At 56.3% G+C, this 18,411-nt stretch carries 10 protein-coding genes and 1 other RNA gene; 3 read left to right on the top strand and 8 right to left on the bottom strand.

Going from position 1 to position 18,411, the window contains the following annotated elements; genetic code table 11:
- Positions 1-127: 127 nt before the first annotated feature.
- From AYW79_RS10230 to smpB, 4 genes are all read right to left on the bottom strand, one after another.
- Positions 128-766: a hypothetical protein gene (locus tag AYW79_RS10230; protein ID WP_067565209.1), complete on the bottom strand. Its 639-nt coding sequence runs from the start codon at positions 764-766 to the stop codon at positions 128-130.
- 19 nt (positions 767-785) lie between these two features.
- On the bottom strand, positions 786-6,389 hold the full coding sequence (locus AYW79_RS10225; RefSeq protein ID WP_197467717.1) for an RHS repeat-associated core domain-containing protein: 5,604 nt from the start codon (positions 6,387-6,389) through the stop codon (positions 786-788).
- 1,426 nt (positions 6,390-7,815) lie between these two features.
- Positions 7,816-8,196, bottom strand: a transfer-messenger RNA (tmRNA) gene (ssrA, locus tag AYW79_RS10220).
- Positions 8,197-8,445: 249 nt separating this feature from the next.
- Positions 8,446-8,937 carry an SsrA-binding protein SmpB gene (gene smpB, locus AYW79_RS10215; RefSeq protein WP_067565204.1) on the bottom strand — a complete coding sequence of 164 codons (492 nt, stop codon included), beginning with the start codon at positions 8,935-8,937 and terminating at the stop codon, positions 8,446-8,448.
- A 251-nt stretch (positions 8,938-9,188) separates the two neighbouring features.
- On the opposite strand from smpB, the gene pckA reads away from it, so the two are divergent.
- Positions 9,189-10,790 (top strand): phosphoenolpyruvate carboxykinase (ATP), encoded by a 1,602-nt coding sequence (pckA, locus tag AYW79_RS10210; RefSeq protein WP_067565201.1) that lies wholly within the window; start codon positions 9,189-9,191, stop codon positions 10,788-10,790.
- 189 nt (positions 10,791-10,979) lie between these two features.
- Here pckA and AYW79_RS10205 read toward each other — a convergent pair whose 3' ends face one another.
- Positions 10,980-11,948: a carbohydrate kinase family protein gene (locus tag AYW79_RS10205; RefSeq protein WP_231877838.1), complete on the bottom strand. Its 969-nt coding sequence runs from the start codon at positions 11,946-11,948 to the stop codon at positions 10,980-10,982.
- A gap of 100 nt (positions 11,949-12,048) precedes the next feature.
- Positions 12,049-14,628, bottom strand: a complete 2,580-nt coding sequence (rnr, locus tag AYW79_RS10200; protein WP_067565194.1) for a ribonuclease R — start codon at positions 14,626-14,628, stop codon at positions 12,049-12,051.
- A gap of 164 nt (positions 14,629-14,792) precedes the next feature.
- Between rnr and AYW79_RS10195 the strand changes: the two genes are divergently transcribed.
- Positions 14,793-15,518, top strand: coding sequence for a hypothetical protein (locus AYW79_RS10195; RefSeq protein ID WP_156481847.1), 726 nt, complete (start codon positions 14,793-14,795; stop codon positions 15,516-15,518).
- 49 nt (positions 15,519-15,567) lie between these two features.
- Here AYW79_RS10195 and secG read toward each other — a convergent pair whose 3' ends face one another.
- On the bottom strand, positions 15,568-15,801 hold the full coding sequence (gene secG, locus AYW79_RS10190) for a preprotein translocase subunit SecG (protein WP_067565188.1): 234 nt from the start codon (positions 15,799-15,801) through the stop codon (positions 15,568-15,570).
- 105 nt (positions 15,802-15,906) lie between these two features.
- Between secG and AYW79_RS10185 the strand changes: the two genes are divergently transcribed.
- Entirely contained in the window at positions 15,907-17,169 is a 1,263-nt protein-coding gene (locus AYW79_RS10185; protein WP_067565185.1) for an MFS transporter, read from the top strand.
- Here AYW79_RS10185 and AYW79_RS10180 read toward each other — a convergent pair.
- Complete coding sequence (locus AYW79_RS10180) at positions 17,075-18,409, bottom strand: MFS transporter (RefSeq protein ID WP_067953135.1); 1,335 nt, start codon at positions 18,407-18,409, stop codon at positions 17,075-17,077. The genes AYW79_RS10185 and AYW79_RS10180 overlap by 95 nt on opposite strands.
- Positions 18,410-18,411: the final 2 nt, after the last annotated feature.

The following is an 18,411-nucleotide window of genomic DNA, read 5'->3' as shown; positions in this document are numbered from 1 at the left end:
CGAGGTGGCACTTCTACATTATGTCACCCAGTGCGTTTACTGAATTTACACCAATTATACGGACTCAACTGGCGTATTCGGGCCAATTAAGCCGTTTGCAGCTCTGCTAACCCGCATTGTCGGATTGTCAATCCAGTTTCGCATATACTCCCGTTTCTCTGTACATAGTGTAGTGATCCAAAAGGGCAAATCGGTTTAGGTTCCCATCTTTTGCCTTCCCTGCAAGTACATTCACCATGTTAATTGTATTAAAACTCAAGTCACGTTTGGAACTCATTAAAACAGTCTTGTGATAGTTGAAATCTCTCTTTCGCTTTAGGAGAACACCCCAATAAATCTCTGGATGATGCCGAATGACAACCTCTCCGTAGTAAATTGATATATCGTAGATCATGGTGAAAGTTTTTTCGTCAAACTTTACGCGATCAATATTCACTACCGACCTTAAGGGATCAGGAAGCACACGTATTTCATCGCCGATTTCCTCTTCTGTACGATTCGCATAACTCATATTCTTTAGGAACCATTCCCAAACGTAAACAAGAGATCTAATGGAGAAGTCTAATTTAATATCGTCGAATTCGCATACCTCGATCAGTACAGAGAGTCGCTCCGGAAAGAGATGGTCAACCTTCCACCTAGAAAGATTCTTCGCTTCCTGGTTTGTCATGTCCTCGTATCCTTTTTTTGAAACCTCCAAAAGATTCTTATCTGTTGGAGGTTTCAACGGTAGATAGAAACGCGAACCATTATTTTTCTCATTCAAATTCCCCACTCCTTAAAACCTATCCATCAAGAAACTCCGTCTCAATGCCACCTTCATCAAGAATCTTTTTTAAAGGATCGTTAGGCCCAATTTTTCCGGTTCTATCGCTCCGTGTGAATACCCATTTAACTGATTTTACAACATCCTCCTTCATAAGTTGAACATCTTTCGCAACTTGTTTCCTTACGAATTTCGATGCCACGGTGTAGCCAGTCTTAACTTCGTAAGCAACACCCTCAGTATAGCTATCAACGATCCGCACAGCGTTAGTTTCTTGCGAGCGAAACGCCTTTGAAATACCCCCTGTGGCTTCTCTAACTGCTGTCTCGGCTTGCTGCCATGTTAACATCCCGGTGGGATCCACATTACTGATAGGATTGTTCCCAGCATACACGTATTCATTGTAACTCAAGACTGCAGACGCATTTGGCCCAATCGGATCCTCGCTCAAAAACCGCCCTGTCACAGGATTATAATACCGCGCATTCAGGTAGTATAACCCCGTCTGCGAGTCGTACACATAGCCCCGGTACGTAAACGGGTTGATTGTCCCCGCGTTGGTCCCCGACGTGTCGGTGGTCAGCGACGGGATCTCGTTGCCCCAGGCGTCGTAGCCGTAAGTCACAACCTCTTGCCCCACCGTAGCGCTTCCCGTCGTAACGTCCACCAGCCCGATCACATCGCCCTGGCCATCGTAGATATACCGATACACGTAGGTCGAACCGCCGCTGACCATCGTCATGTAGGCTGGGAGGCCATTGGCCCCATACGAGAATCGAGCCACCAGGTTGTTGTTTGCGTCCGTGATGTACGCGATCTGATCAGACAGCCCGTTGTAGTGATACGTGTACCCATAAGCCGTCACGCGGCGGCCCAAGCCATCGTACGTATAATTATACGTTGTTGCGGCATGTGTAACACTCGCCAGTTCGTTGGCCGCATTCCACGTGTAGGTGTTCGTCCCGTCGGACAACGTGTTGCCTGCATTGTCATACGTGACGGACTGCGCCGCGTTGCTGCCTGTGGTGATCGAGGTCAGCCGGTTTTGCTCAGGATCATAGCCGTAGTTCGTTGTGGTGGTCGTTCCATTTTGCGTAACCGACATGGACGTCCGGTTCCCATCGCTGTCATAGCCATAGGTAATGGTCCGCCCATCCCATGTCGTCTCCTGCGTCAACTCACCGATGGCATTGTAGGTGAAGGTGACCGAGGCTCCCGTGAGGTTGTTCGTGATCTTCGTCACGCGGCCATCAGCGTCATCCGTGTACGACAGATCCGTGTTGCTGACCAGAGACACGACGTGCGAAATGTGATCTGCCGGATCGTACGTGAAGGACTCGGATTGCGCGTACTGCGCCTCACCCGTCGGCTCATCCGTGATCTTGACCACATTGCCATGATCATCGTACTCGAAGCTCTGCGTTCTATTTCCGTCCTGCAGGCTGGTCAGGCGACTCGCGATGTCGTACGCGTTGCTGAGCGTCCAGCTAGGCCCCGTACTGGAACCGAGTTGGTAATGGATACTCGTCGGGTTCCCGCTTGGGTCGAGTGTCCACTGCTGCGTATCAGCGCCGCCTCCGCTCACCGGTTCGCTGACGCTCGTCAAGTGGTTGTTCGGATCATAGCCATACGTCGTTGGAGAAGTGGCCGTGTTCTCCTGCATCTGCGTCAGGTTGCCCACCCCGTCGTAGGAAAAGCCCCACTGATCCGCCAGCCCCGCCGAATTGTAGTACGACGTGCTGTCCAGTTGGCCTGCCGCGTTGTAGCCAAAGGTGGTCGACGTCGTGTTCGGGTTGTCGATCTCCGTCATCTGGCCGTCGCCGTTGTGATGGAAGCCCGTCGTCAGCGCGGTGCCACCCACCGTCTCCGTGTACTGGGTCACCTGGCTGAGCGCGTTGTACCCGTACTGCACGGCATGCCCGTTCGGGTCGCTCACGCTCGTCAGGTTGCCATTCGCGTCGTAGCCGTACGAGAAGGTGGCACCCGTCGGTAATGTGGTGCCGGTCGTCTCGTCAAATTTGTTGCTCGTGTACGTCGTCTGGTTGCCCAGTGGGTCCGTGACCGATGTATCAAAGCCGGTGTTGGCGTTTGGCGTGAACGTCGTCGTGTTGCCATTTGGGTCCGTGACAGACGTGACGTAGTTATCCGCGCTGTCGTAGGCGTAGTGCGTGCTCAAATCCCACGACGAGAGCCGAATGTCATCAAAATAGCTGTTGCCATTGCCCGATCCGCCGCTCACGTCCGCATCCTGGCAGAGCACCACGCGAACACTTACCGTCCCATTTGGCAACTGCGCAGCGGGAACGTCCACGATCACGTGCGTCCAGGGAACATTCCCCTGGCTGTTGGCCTGCGAGTGGCCCACTTTGCCCGAGGGATACGTCGCCAGCACGCCCCCGCTACTGCTGAGCGCCTGAAGGGCGATATACGCCGAGTCGGAAGCGAGCCCCTCCGTGTGGATATAGCCATCTGCGGCATAGTGCGCGTAGGATTTATACGGTGCGAGCCCGTCGTTGGCTACTTCCTCCGTCGAGCCACTGGTACCTGGGTGGATTTCAAGCGAATGGCCTTGTGCATCATAGGACTCCGTTTGCGACCAGGACGGCGTGCCGGTTCCTGTCTGTAGATCCTTCCAATCGTCCGGAAGCGTCCCGCCCTGATAATTGAATGCAAAGCCCGGATTTTGCACGAAGTTATAGGCGCTGAACGAAGACAATTGGGGCAAAACGCGTAGCTTTATGTCGTTAAACCACGCCTGACTACCGGTACTTTCATTGCTGAAATCTCCGGTGACCGTGACACTCTGGATGGTCTTACCGCTCGTGACCGGCACGGGGACGGACTGCGTCTGCCAACCGCTGGCCGTATCTGAGAATGTCAAGGACATCGACGAGGTGGTGGTATCCGTATACGTCACCGTCGCCGTGACCGTGTAATTGGCCGTAGCGCCGCTTTGCTTCGATGAGCCGGAAAGCAAGAATCCGCCGATCGCGTACTGTGGCGCGTTGATGGTTTGCGAAAACGACTTGGCGGCGCCATCGCCGTTGACCAAAAGTGATGGGAAGCCGTTATCCTCATTCGAAAGATCCAGACCGTCGCTGCTGGCTCGTAGTGTACTCGTATCCCAGTTTTCTGGCATAACAGATCCGCTCGGGTTGTCTACAAAGGATGTGTTGAGCAGGAGATTCGGCGAAGACGCGACCGGTTCGAGCTGCATCCCATCAAACCATACGATCCCCGCCCCATAGAGGGCGCCGGAAAGTTGAAGCTGTGTCGCCCCGGCGGGCGCTGTGAGCTCGGCGTATTTTCGCGTCCAGTCGACCGTGCCGGTGTTGTTCATGATCGCGTACTGGGCGGAGACGAGCGCGCCGGAACTGTTGAGCCAAAACGCGCTAATGCCCGCCCCGTAGCCGCTTTGGTCATTCGTGACGCCGCTCGTGCGAATGTACGCAGACAGATTGTACGTCTCGCCGGCCGTGACCGCGATGGATTGGCTCATCCGGTCCGATGCCGCCGTCGTCGCGTTGATCTCGAGGCTCGTGGATCCGCGAATGGCGTCCGCCGCATTCGTGTCCACCGTCACGCCCGATGTGGCGTTCTCCCAGTCCATCGGCAAACTCGTGGTGGGATCGACCAAGGCGAAGTCGCTGTTGGGGATCAGGTTGTTGCCCAGACCTTCCGGGGCAGTTACGGCCGTCGGGTTGCCATTTTGGCCATAGGTCACCATCGTGTCATTACCAGCCGCGTCGATGCCGTCGGTCACCAAGGTGCCATTGTACGCCGCGTGCGTCGTCGCGCCGTTACTGTTGTTTGCGCCTTTGGCGTTGTCCAGGCTACCATACGCGTAATTGGACGTGACGCCTCGCGCATCCGTGAACTGCGTGAGGTCACCGTTGCTGTTGTAAAGCGCCTGGACGGAGTGGCCGTTTGGGTCGGTGATTCCGGTGTGATCGTTATTCCCATCCCAGGTGTAGGACGTCGTGTACGATGGGGACCCGCCCGGATTGACGATCGTCTCCACGACGTTGCCATCGGCGTTGGTCACGTATTCTGACGTATGGCCCACGGGATCCGTCACGGTAACCTCCTCGTCACCAGCGTCGGTTTGGCCGCTCGGCACCGTGCCCCAAGCGTAGGAGGTTGTGGCCGTCGTGCCTTCCACCGTGCGGGAGACGGACGACACGACGCCGCTGCTGTTCCAGTCGTAGGTCGTCTGATTGCCGTCCGGGTCTGTGACGGTCAGTTCGGGATTGGTGGAACTGTAGGCATAACTCGTGGTCGACGTGACATCTCCGGTGGTGCCGCTCGCGGGAGATGTCACGGCGCTCGTCAGATTGCCGCTTGCATCGTAGCTGTATGTGGCCGTCCGTGAGCTAGGATCGGTGATCTGACTGATCAGGCCACTACTGTTGTACGTGACGTGCCAAATCCGTCCGGATGCGTCCGTGATCGTTGACAACTGATTCCCGGTGTACCCGAATGTGACGGACTGTGTGGAGCCGTTTTGTTCTTCTTGCTGTATCGCCGACAGTTGACCCATGCTCGTGAACTGCAGCGTCATGCCGTCGAGCTGAGACAGTGTAAACGTGCCATTGCTGTTTTGGGTCAGTGTTTCATGCTCGGAACCTGCATCCGCCCAGGTATTGACGCCTGTAGGTGCGAGCACATGCACCGCGCCGGTCGCGTCGGTAAAGAGAATCGGACCCGGAAGGGAACTGACGTTGAGGTGCATCAGAACGTTGCTTGACCAGCCGTTGCCAAACCCCTCATTGACACTGAGATTCTTCGAGTTAAACGTCCGGGTGATGCTCACCTCGGGACCGCGGCCTGGCGTATTCAGATCGACAAAGGGAAGCGAAAGGTTCCCACCGGCATAGTTCACGCCGTCGGACGAATGCATCCAGGCCGCATCGCTGCCGACGGGGTTGACCGTATAGGTGATGTTCAGAGAAGGTAACGGCTCCGTGGCGTTGTATCCAGAGGCGAACCAGGCGTCCGTTGTGGCGCTCGATTCATTTTGCGCGCGCAGTTCCAAACCGAAGTTCGGGCTTTGATCCGCATACTCGCTTTGGATCGCAGAGGTGACATTGAAGACCCAATCACCTACATACGGAGATGAGGAACTCACGTCTGATGTCGCCTGCGACTCGGTATCCAGAACACTGCCGACGCTGGGTTGTTGGTTGTACGACACGGAACTTGGCTGCCACGATTGCGTGATCGGCAAGACTTGCACCGCCAATCCGCCCGTACTGGCCGAATCCTGATACAGATAGAGCGACGCGTTGGTGATCGTGGCAGACGTACCGCCAGCGAGGAGATTCGGCAGATCCTGAAACTCAACCAGTCCGCGCAGGATGTCATAGCCGAATGCATAACCGACGTAGAGATGGGAGTCTGAGTCATACGAGGCGGTTGGATACCCAGAGGCGATGGAGGAGTTCATGACGTTCGAACCGATCGGAGTGACACTGACGGACGGATCGATCGTCACGGGATAGGCGCGCGCGGGATCTGCCAGCCACGTGGCATTCGCAGACACGGTCAGTACGGTGTCTCCCCGGCTGTTGGTCGACAGCGCAGATGTGACGGCCTTCGACATCGCGCCATGGGCGTCGGTCATAAAGGGCGCCGGGATCGTGTACAGGCTGTTGCCTTGTGCGTTCTTGCCCACGATGGAGCCGTCCTGCAACTGGCTGAATGTGATGCCTGGCGCGTGCAGAAGAAAGGAGAATGTGGTGGGTGCCGTGGCACTGTGCAGGATGATTGATTCCTTCACATGGTCTGCTTGCATCGCGTAAGAGAGATCAACGCCGGGGTGCACATTCGGATAGGATATCGAGTTCCCCTTGACCGTTGCGGGCGCCGTCTCGGTCTCCCCGATCAGGGACATTTCGAATTCGTTCGGGTTGCCACCCGGTGACACCGCAATCGCGGCGCCGTTGGCCAACGTCTGCGGAAACGTGGCATGCAAGGGACCTGCTTGATTGGTGAATTTGGACGCATTGTTCGGTGTTAACGAATTGTTGATGGGCTGCCAGTGACCGGACGCATCGCGATAGAAGACAGGTATGGGATATAATTTGGTTGTAAAACTATCGTTGGGATTCAGAAACGTCTGGGATCGAGACGTGCGGTACTGCATCAGTTCGACCGAGGCAGACGGAGGACCTGCACGTAGATTGGCTTGCCAATCGTGACCCACAATGGGTACAGTAGCAGCCAAAGCAGACGCGGTCGGTGACAAGAACAAGACGGCGCTGGCTATGGCGAGAAGATAGCGCCTAAAGCCCTTCGTGTGCTTTGAAAACTTTACAACTGAGGATTTCAATGATCTAGCCCCTTTAAGGAAACGTATATACCCAGGAACTGATCATATAGACTGCCGCATCCGATGTCATGAATCAGTTTATGGAAGAATGCTTAGTAATATAGTACAATTACTATAATTTAAGAGATCCCACGCTCTCGCGGCCCCTGTAGCCATCTACCGATTAAGAGTTTCCAAGGAAAAGATACATGGAGACTGCTAATAAATATAAAAAGGTTTCTCGTTCCGGATGCCATTCAAAAAATATACTGGGTTTTCGTACTAACATGGATCCAGGGAAATCGAGTCGGCGAATTTATTTCTCAACAGGGTATAAACAGAGAACCATGAGGGGGCAGAGTCACTTCAATACGGTGACGACGTTTGGGGTTGATAATCCAGAGAAGTCGAGAAATCGGAACTCACCTTTACAGAAGTTGAGGACCACCTCACTCACGATCGCTTTCGCCGTACACGCGGGAACCGGATAAGGGCTCCTTCACAATACGGGACACTTTCGTAGACTTTCGATACTCTACCCGATCCTTGTTACTCTCAAGCGGTTAGAACCGATGACTTCTGTCGAATAACTGCCCGAAACGGCAACAAGCAACTGGAAATCGCTCACTCCCAACTATACCCAGACTTCCAGCTTGCGTCTATGCCCGCCAGCACGACGAAAAACCCAGCCGCCGCAAGGCAAGCTGGGTTTCGTCACGATGGTTTTTCGCGGGTTTTTTAATGGAGGCGAGGGGAGTCGAACCCCTGTCCGAAGACCTCGCTACAATCACATCTACGGGTGTAGTCGCCGATTTAAGATTCACCGTCGCATGCGCGCAGCGACGCGCTCACGTGACGGCTAGCTCGCGTTTTGATTCATCGGTGGCGCACGAGCAACCGCCCCGACTATCCCACTAAGGTAGCGCCTCTACATCCCCATGGGAGAAGGAAATAAAGACGTCACTCAAGGCTTATTAGGCAGCGAGAGCGAGGTTACTGCTTGTGAAGGTGTTGCGTTGTGTTTTTGCGTTTGTATTTAGGTCCGCGTGATTAACGTGGCCGCAGCCCCACGACCCGCCGCTCATGCTCGAACAATCCCCGTCGAATCCAGAACGCCCCCATGGGAGTGTTTCATCAATTCGCGTTTTGAGCGCATCATTTATACTACCACACACGGAACAGCAAGCAAAGAACCAATTTTTTCATGACTTCAGCAACGTGCGCATGATTTCAACCTACATGCTCCGCATCATCATCGCATGCAAACGTGATTTTCAAAAGATGCGCACCTTCCAAGTCCAACGCCAATTGTCATGCTGCTCTGTGTAGATCCGCGCTCTGCCGCTCGCTCAACCCTTCTGCCGCTCGCTCAACCCTTCTGCCGCTCGCGAAACTCCCGCGCCAAGTCGCGCTTCGCGTCTCGCTCCGCGATCGCGTGCCGCTTGTCATAGTTTTTCTTGCCCTTCGCAAGCGCCAGATGCACCTTGCAGAACCCGCCGCGCAGGTACATCTTGAGCGGCACTAATGAGTATCCGGACTCGCGCGTCGCGCCAATCAGCTTGCGAATCTCCGCCCGCCGCAGCAAAAGCTTGCGCGTCCTCATCGGGTCGTGGTTGAAGCGATTGCCCGCCTCATAGGGACTGATGTGCAGGTTATGAAGATAGACTTCCCCGTGTTCGACGCGCGCATAACTGTCGCGCAAATTTGCTTTTCCGGCGCGGATGGATTTGATCTCCGTGCCGGTCAGCGCGATCCCCGCCTCAAACGTATCTTCAATAAAATAATCGTGCGTCGCCTTTTTATTCTGGGCGACCACCTTTTCTCCACCACGTTCTTTTCCTGTATCATGTAAGGATGCCATCGTAATCACCACCATTAGTATGTCATATTTGCGTCATTTCGGCCAAATATGTTGCACAATAACGCGTTTTAGTATACGTTATAGCCACAAGAGAACATCCATCAAGCACCGCCTATGCATGGACGACCATCAAACCATGAAATACCCATGCGTCTTTTATCCTTCCGAAACTCCTTGAACAAAACGCACAGCACAGTCCACGCTTGGTATCTCTAGTTATCCCACCCTTGCATCCTTAAAGGAGGTTCACCATGATCGATTCTCTGATCACCGATCGACTCACGTCAACCCTCAACGCCTCTCTATCCTACTTCAATCTGTCCGTCGCCGAACTTACCGAACACGCGATTCGCCGCAATGAAGCGATTGTAACAAAAGATGGCGCACTTCGCGCGACGACTGGAAAATTTACCGGACGCTCCCCCAAAGACAAGTATGTCGTCGTCGATGAAACCACGGAGAAAATCGTGCACTGGGGCGCTGTCAATCAGAGACTGTCCGAGTCTACCTTCTTGCGCCTCTACAACCAAGCGCTAAGCTTTCTCGCCACAAACCCGTCCTACGTCTTCGACGGCTTTGCCGGAGCCGATCCGGCCGTGCGGATGCCGATTCGCGTCGTGACCGAATACGCTTGGCACAATTTGTTTGCAAAACAGCTCTTTATCCGCCCATCCGCCGATGAAGCGAGCACGCACACACCCGGTTTCACCGTCATTGACATCCCCACATTGAAAGCGGATCCAACACGCGACGGTACAAATTCCGAGACGTGCGTGGCAATCTCCTTCAAACACCGCATCGTGCTCATTCTCGGCACCGAATACGCGGGTGAAATGAAAAAGTCGATCTTCACCGCACTCAATTTCACGCTGCCAGCGCAAAACATCTTGCCGATGCACTGTTCCGCAAATACCACAGAAGACGGCCGCGTCGCCCTTTTCTTCGGCCTCTCCGGCACCGGAAAAACCACCCTCTCGGCAGACCCCGAGCGCCTGCTCATCGGCGATGACGAACATGGCTGGTCCGCACGCGGCGTCTTCAACTTTGAGGGCGGCTGCTATGCAAAATGCATCAACCTAAACCCACAGCTTGAACCGCAGATCTTCAGCGCCATCCGCTTTGGCACCGTACTCGAAAACGTGGTGGTCGATCCGCAAACGCGCGAGCCCGATTATGATTCGTCAGAGCTTACCGAGAATACCCGCGCCGCGTATCCCGTCGAGTACATCCCGGGCGCTCATTTAGAAGGCGTCGGCAACCACCCGCGCACGATCGTCTTTCTGACCGCCGATGCGTCAGGCGTTCTGCCGCCGATCGCAAAGCTCACCAAGGAACAGGCGATGTACCACTTTCTCTCCGGCTACACAAGCAAGCTCGCCGGAACCGAGCGCGGCGTGACACAGCCTGAGCCGACCTTCTCCGCGTGCTTTGGCGGTCCCTTTTTACCGCTCCACCCGAAAACGTATGCAACCATGCTCGGAGAGCGCATCGTACAACACCAAACCTCCGTTTTCCTCGTAAACACGGGATGGAGCGGTGGTCCGTACGGTGTCGGATCGCGCATGAAACTCGCGTATACGCGCGCGATGGTCAATGCGGCGCTGCGCGGCGAACTCGACCACGCCGAATTTGCAACAGATCCCGTGTTCGGCCTCGCCATTCCAACCGAAATCGACGGCATTCCAAGTGGGCTATTGCAACCGCGCCAAACGTGGTCCGATCCCGTCGCGTATGACGCCGCCGCGCGCGAACTCGCCGCGCAATTTGAAGCGAACTTCAAAAAATTCACCGAGCAAGGCATTGATCCTTCGATCCTGCTAGGCGGCCCCGTCGCTACGCGCAATCGCGCGTAGCACATCGCCCTTGCGCATCCTCTTGAGTGAAGAGATTGCCTGAGTGTTGCATTGGTCATTGTGAGGCATATTATTGCCAAACCTACGCCGCAGCCCACTGCCAAGAGAGAGCTTATATGCATAAAGAGAAGTAAAAGCGCGGGTGCCAACATCCGCGCTTTTTGCGCACGCCTACAGTCTATGCGTGCCCTACGGTTTACCCGCCGCCTGCAAAAACGCCTCCGTCTCTGCATACGTCGCCATCGCGTTCATCGCGCCAAGCCGCCCAATGTTGATCGCCGCCGCCGCCGAGGCAAACCGCAGCACTTCCTCCCATTCACCGCGTGAAAGCTCCCCAAGCCCTGTACGCCCCACGCCCCGGCGCGCAAGCACCGAAAGAACCGCCGCGATCAGCGAATCTCCCGCGCCCGTCGCATCGACGCACGCCACGCGGTTCGCCGTGACACGCACATCAAGCCCGTCCGCGCGCCGCGCCCACACGCCGCCCTCACCAAGCGTGCAGAGCACCGTCCCCGGCACTTGTGCGACAAGCGCCGAAAGCGCTCGCTCCACATCCTGCTCCCCCGTCAGCCACAACAGTTCAGCGCGGTTCACCTTCAACAGATCTGCCTGGGCCATCATCTCACGTGCAGCGGCAAGCGCTGCGCGCAGATCACGCCAAAACACCGGACGCAAGTTCACGTCAAAGCTCACAAGCGCACCCGCCTCCCGCGCGCGCGTGACAAGCCTTCGCAGCGTCGAGGCAATCGGGTCTTCCGCCAGTGAGTTCGTGCCAAAATGAAGACAAGCTTCCTCATCGAGCGCAAGTTCCGCCACGTGCTCATCCCGCAGCATCACGTCCGCCCCCGGATGCCGCACAAAGAAAAAGTCCGGATCCCCTTCATTTCGCGCCACAAAAGCGAGAGACGTCTGTTCTGCCACCGTGTGCGTGTGCGTCCCATCAACACCATACACGCGCATCGCCTCAATCAAAGAGTGGCCAAACGGATCATCCCCCACGCACCCCACAAACTGCGACGCAACGCCCATGCGCGCCACACCCACCGCAACGTTTGCCGGAGCTCCGCCCGGATTGCGCGCGAATCCAGCCACCTCTCTTAGCGGCACATTATCCTCCAGCGCAGAAAAGTCAATCAGCGCCTCACCCAACGCGATCACCCGACGCAAACCCATTCCCCCTCCCCGACACTCCGCTTACAAATTGCGAATCCCCTTCCATCCATGCGTAGCTTCTATCCCCGGGATATCCTTCACCCCGTCAGACCTTGTCCGGCGTCTTCTTTCTTCTGCGCCGCCTCACCTTATCCTTGACTGGCACACCGTACAAATTCTCCACCTGAAGAAGCAATTCCTTATCCCGCGTGCGCTCCTCACGCATTTGTTCATCTGGTGCGCGCTTACTCACATCATACCCACCCTTGCGCGGCAAAAGCCCCCGCTCGCCATAGCGAACATCCGGCGATTCCGGATCGCGGCGACCATACTCCGCCACGGCAGGCCTTCCGTTACGTCCACTCCGCCCATCACCAAACCCCTGCCCGTTTGCAACAACGCGCTCGCCACCCGGCCTCCTACCTTCTGCGCTACCCCGCTGCCGCTCACTCTTCCCACGGCGCTCACCATCCGTCTTCTTTCCGCGCGGGCCACCGGAAAACGGCATGCCTGGCTTCTTTGAAGCACCCTGCCGCCGGTACTCACGCACCTCGTCGCCCGCCACTGCCGAGAGCAGTTGAAACTCAATCTGCATCTGCTCCTTGCTGGCCGCCTGCACCAGCACCTCCACGCGATCCCCGATTCGATAGCGCTTCTTCGTGCGCTCGCCGATCAACGCATGCTGCTTATCGTCATAGTGATAGTAGTCATCCGCCAACTGACTGACGTGGATCAATCCTTCAACCGAGTTGTCCAACTGCACAAACAGACCAAACCCGGTGACCCCCGACACCATGCCTTCAAACGACTCGCCAACGTGATCCCGCATGAACTCGATCTTCTTGATCAGGTCCGTCTCCCGCTCCGCATCTACCGCCACCCGCTCACGATCCGACGTGTGTGCGGCGATCTCCGGCATCTTCGCCGTCAAATGCGCGACGCGCCCCTCAGACAAACTTCCATTCACAATCGTCTCGCGCAAAATGCGATGGATCATCAGATCCGGATAGCGGCGAATCGGCGATGTGAAATGCGAATAATACTCCGCCGCGAGCCCAAAGTGCCCAAGGCTCACCGCCGCATAGCGTGCCTGCTTCATCGAGCGCAGCATCACGTGGCTGATCACCACTTCTTCCGGTGTCTGCCGCACCGCCGCGAGCAAATCCTGCAGCGCGCGCGGATGAATGTTGCCCGCCGCCTTGAGGTGATGACCGAACAGATGAACAAATTCATTGAGCGCGGTCATCTTCTCAAGTGTTGGTGGTTCATGCACGCGATAGAGAAACGGGAGTTCCATCCAGTACGCGTGCTCCGCCACCGTTTCATTCGCCGCCAGCATGAACTCCTCAATAATCATCTCAGCGATGCTGCGTTCGCGACGCACAAGATCGAGTGGCCGCCCCTCTTCGTCAACGCGAATCTTCGTCTCGGCAAAGTCAAAGTCCACTGCGCCGCGCTCCATGCGACGATGGCGCAGTTTTAACGCGAGCTCCTTCATCCCCTCAAAAAACGGCACGAGTGCGTCATAGCGTTCTCGCGTCGCCTGATCGCCTTGTAAGAGATCGCGCACCGCGTCATACGTCATCCGCTCCGTCGTGCGGATGACAGACGGATAGATGTCGTGGCGCACAAGATGCATCGCATCGTCCCACTCCATCTCGCATGTGAGTGTCAAGCGGTCCACCTGTGGATGAAGCGAGCATATACCGTTTGAGAGCCGCGGCGGGAGCATCGGAATCACACGATCCACCAGATATACGCTCGTCCCGCGCGCATACGCCTCGCGATCAAGCAGGCTGTTTTCCTTCACATAGTAAGTGACATCCGCAATATGTACAGACAAAACATAGCCGTGTTCCAGTCGCTTCACCGAAACCGCGTCGTCAAGATCCTTCGCATCCGCCCCGTCGATCGTCACAATGACCTCGTCGCGCAAATCCCGTCGTCCCACAAGATCAGCGTCTGTCAGATCGTAAGAAATCGTTTCGGCCGCCTGCAACACCTCATCCGGAAAATGTTCCGGGATTCCGAATTTGCGAATCACCGAGAGGATGTCCACACCCGGGTCATGCGGAAACCCAAGTACCTCGCGCACGACGCCCGCCGGACTCTGAAACACATCGGTCGGAAACTCGGTGATCTCCACCACCACTTTGTGCCCGTCCACAGCGCCGTTTAGCTGGTCTACAGGAATGACGATCTCGCGCGGCAACCGCTTATCATCCGAGCGCACAAAGCCGAGGCTCCCCGTCGTGTGGATAACCCCGACAATCTGCGTGTGCGCGCGCTTCAGGACGCGAAAGATTTCCCCCTCGCGCCGCCCCGTGCCCACGTTTTTTTTCAGCCGCGCAACAACACGATCGCCATCCATCGCGCCACCAAGATCTACCGCGCCGATGTACACATCCGACTCCGCCGTATGCAGGGGTACGAGAAACCCGAACCCCTTTTGTTTGACTTGCAGCTTTCCCACGACGAGATCCATACGCTCCGGCACGCCATAGCGCTTCGTGCGCGTGCGAATCATATATCCCTCCTGCACCATCTCTTCGCAGAGCGCGTGCAGTTCTGCGCGCGCGTCAGGATCCTCGCCCAAAACGCCAAGTGCCATCTCCAACTCTTCCATCAATAAAGGTCGATACGCCTCATCCCTCATCAGGACAAGAATTTGCTCTCGATCAATCATCGTTTTTCATCCTCTCTGCATACGTCAAAATACGCGCAAGCCCACTCACTGATCCGATTTTTTTGCCTATCAGCATGAAAGTTCAATCCGTGGCACATCCTACCAAATGCGCGCATGTTCAACATTGCATTGTAAATTGAATCACCGCGCAGGAGGATTCAACCATGCGACAGCGAGGAGCCCCTTTTTTCGTGGTGCTCATGACAGGCGCCTTAGCCGCGCTTCTTCTTACACAGTATATCCGCGATTGGGACATCGACACGGAAATCGAGCACACTCTGCTCAACCCTCGGAAAAAGCGCGTGCATCCTGTGCGTAAGCCCGAATTTGTAGCACCCGTGAACCTCCGCGCACCGTTTTCCGCGCATTCGCCGATTGAACCTATGCATTCGTCGATTGAGCCCATCGAGTGCGAGCCAACACCAACGCCTGCGACCGCTTCACCCGCGGTTGCTTCGACGACGCAACCCGAACCACCCGTAGCCAACCGAGAATTCTACGCGATGCGCACGCTTTTGCCACAGGTTCATCCTACCGTCACGCGCTTTCTCGCCGACCCGTCCGACGTGAGACTGGGGCCTGGCGTGACCATCGGCGCGCTCACGACACTCGACACCCTGCACGCTGGTGAAAATCGCGTAACGCCGATTCTTCTTGAAGAGCATGTCACCGTTGAGACAGGCTGCCAACTCCATGGACCCGTCGAGATTCACGCAGAAACGATCGTCGGAGCATCCTCCTATCTAGAGAATGTAAAAATTGGAAGGCGTTGCACAATCGAACCGTTTTCGGTTCTTGTCAACGTGTCGATCCCCGACGATACGGTGGTGCGTCAAGGCGCCATCCTGTGCGCACCTTCTGCGGAAGTCTTTTTTGAAAACACCGTATAAAAAGAGCGCATCGAGGTGTACCTTCTCACCTCAATGCGCTCTGTCCCGTTTAGTGAGTAACAAGCCAGGCAATCCAGATCGACGCGGCGAAAAAGATCACCGCAACAATCGACGTCGTGCGCGCCAGCATCGGATCGGTTCCCTTGCCGCGCCTGGATGCGCCGCCCTCGTTTCCGCCACCCGTAATTGCGCCAAGTCCCGCGCTGCGTCCGGACTGAAGGAGAATCACCGTGACGAGAAGGATGCTCGAGAGTGCGAGCAGCACCTTCGCAAATGTCAACAATCCCATTCACCTCCACGTCTTGTACGTGGTCAGCATATCACAGTCGCATGCCTTGGACAAGAAAACACGTCTCATTCTGATCCCAATCGTGGTAATCTTGTCTCTATGAACCAGATGATCTTTGAACCAAACCAGCCCGCACCAATTCAGACACGCTTTCGCTTTCCCGTCTATTTTTTATTTGCCGAATCCTTCTTTATGAACCTCGGCTTTTTTATGCTCATCCCGCTGCTCTCCATCCACTATCTGAGTCTCGGGTTAACCGCGCTTTTTGTCGGTAATCTCTACGCGGTGCGCATCTTGTCACAACAGGGTCTCCAACTGTTTGGCGGCGCCATCTCCGATCGCCTGCCATACCGTCTGGTCATTCTCCTTGGCAGCATCATCCGCGCCGCTGGATTCGCCATGTTCGCCGTGGTTGAGCGCGGACCTCTACTCTACGCTGCCGCTTGTCTGTTTGGCATCGGCGGCGCGCTGTTTGGCCCTGCCGGAAACGCAGCGCTCGCAGCGCTTGTGCCCGAGTCTTCACGCGCCCGCGCGTTTACGATCCGGCAAGCGACAAGCAACATTGGCACGACCGTCGGCCCCGTGCTCGGCGCGTTTCTCGTCACCGATCACTTCGTTCTCATCTGCGTCGTCGCGGGCCTGATCTTTGCGCTCGTCGGCGTCGCGGGCATGTGGATTCTCCCGAATCAAAAAAGTTCCGAGCAGCCGACGACGCTTTGGTCCGGTGTGAAGACCATCGCCAAAAATCGCGTCTTCTTGCGCTTTGTCATCTATTTTATGGGCTATTACCTCATCTATCAGCAAATGTACATCGCGATCCCGGACATTCTCGTGACACTGCACCCTCCGCGCGCCGCGCTGGGCGAACTGTTCAGCCTCGAAGCCATCCTTGAGATCGCCGTCTCCTATCCAGTCATCGCTTGGATGAATCGCTCTGCGCGCATGCGTTCGGCGCCGCGCGTGATGGGGCTTGGGCTCCTGATCATGGGCGTCAGTTGGCTCCCGCTCGTCTTTACTGTCAACATCGCCACGCTGCTCGCCCCCGTCGTCGGCCTTTCCATCGGCTCGGTCATCGCGCTTCCCAGCCGCCAAACCTACACGGCTGCGCTCGCCGACGCGAGCCATCTCGCCACCTACTTTGGCGTCGCCTCGCTCTCCATGGCCGTTGGCGCATCCGTTGGCGCGAGCGGCGGCGGCCTCCTGATGCACACGATGGGTCATCCGTGGCACGGCATCGCGTCACCTGCCAGCCTTCTCTTTGCACTCGTCAGCATCCTGTGTGCATTCCTGCTCGCCCGTTTGCCGGAACCCGTTGAAACGTCCCGTGAAGTGGATAGCGCCAGAGAAAAAGCAACCCGATGAGAATTGCGCAAAGCGGCGTAACGCTAAGCAGCAGCTTCATCGCGAGCACAGCGTGTGGAACCTGGTCCATGCGCTGCGGGACGTAACCGGTGTGCGCGAGCACCTGGGTCAACACAAGCGCCTGGATCGTGATCCCAAAGCGCACGACGAATCCCTGCACTCCGTAATACATCCCCTCGCGGCGCGCTCCAGAGCGCTTTTCATCGTCGTCGATCACGTCGGAGAGCAACACATCAAGCAAAATGAGAACGCCGGCGACACCTGCGCCAAGCGGAAGAATCGCGATGAGCGCCGCACTGTAACTGCGGATGAACAAAAATGGGAGCAGAGCTGCCGCAAAGAGGAAGAGTGACGCGAGCATGCTGCGGTACGCCCCGATCCGCCGAGCGATCGTTCCCCAAACGTACACGCAAGGAATCGCGATGAGAAAGAATGTGGAGAGTAGCAGGGTTGTCTGCGCACTTGTCGCGTGAAGTACATACGCCGTGTAAAACGGCATGATGGAGATGATGAAAACAAACGCCAGTTGCACGAAAAAACTGGCGCCTACATACGTGAGAAACGCGCGATTCCAAAACGTCAGTCGCAGTGCGCGCAAAAGTGGCACGTTTGCCGAACTTTGCGCCTGTGGCGATTCGCGAACGCCGAGCAGTGACACGGTAAACGTCACAAAACCGAGTCCCGCAAACAGCGCGGCCATCGCTTCATAACCGAGCGTGCTATCGATCACAGGCGGCATCGCCACACCGAGGATCATGCCGAGCAGTCCAAAGAACTGTCGCCACGATGACGCCTGCGCGCGCTCCTTCAGCGTGGTGTACATTTCAGGAAAAAGCGCTGTCCAGTTGAGCGCGACGATCACAAACAGCATGTCAAGCGTGAGTACAGAGAATAAAAAATAGAAGAAGGCCGCGCTTTGCGACTGCGGACCGTTCGCGTGAAACGAAACCGCCCACTGCGGATGAAAGACGAGAAAAAAGGCGAGCGCGAAGGGCAGGATGCCGATCACCATGAACGGCATGCGTCGCCCAAAGCGCGACTGTGTGCGATCGGAGAGATAGCCGATCAGCGGGTTAAAAAGGGCGTTCGCCAAACCGTGAATAGCCATGGCGAGGCCGATCAGCGCCGCACTCACGCGCAGTCGATCGACGTAGTAAAACACCGCATACGTCGCAAACGCCTGGGTGTATAGGTTGATGCCGAGATTGCCCAGGCTGTACGCAAGGATGCGAAATTTCACAG

It is taken from the genome of Ferroacidibacillus organovorans (assembly GCF_001642725.1).
Lineage (GTDB): Bacteria > Bacillota > Bacilli > Alicyclobacillales > SLC66 > Ferroacidibacillus > Ferroacidibacillus organovorans.
The sequence above is the reverse complement of the archived record's forward strand: the minus strand, read 5'-3'. Positions and strand labels throughout refer to the sequence as shown.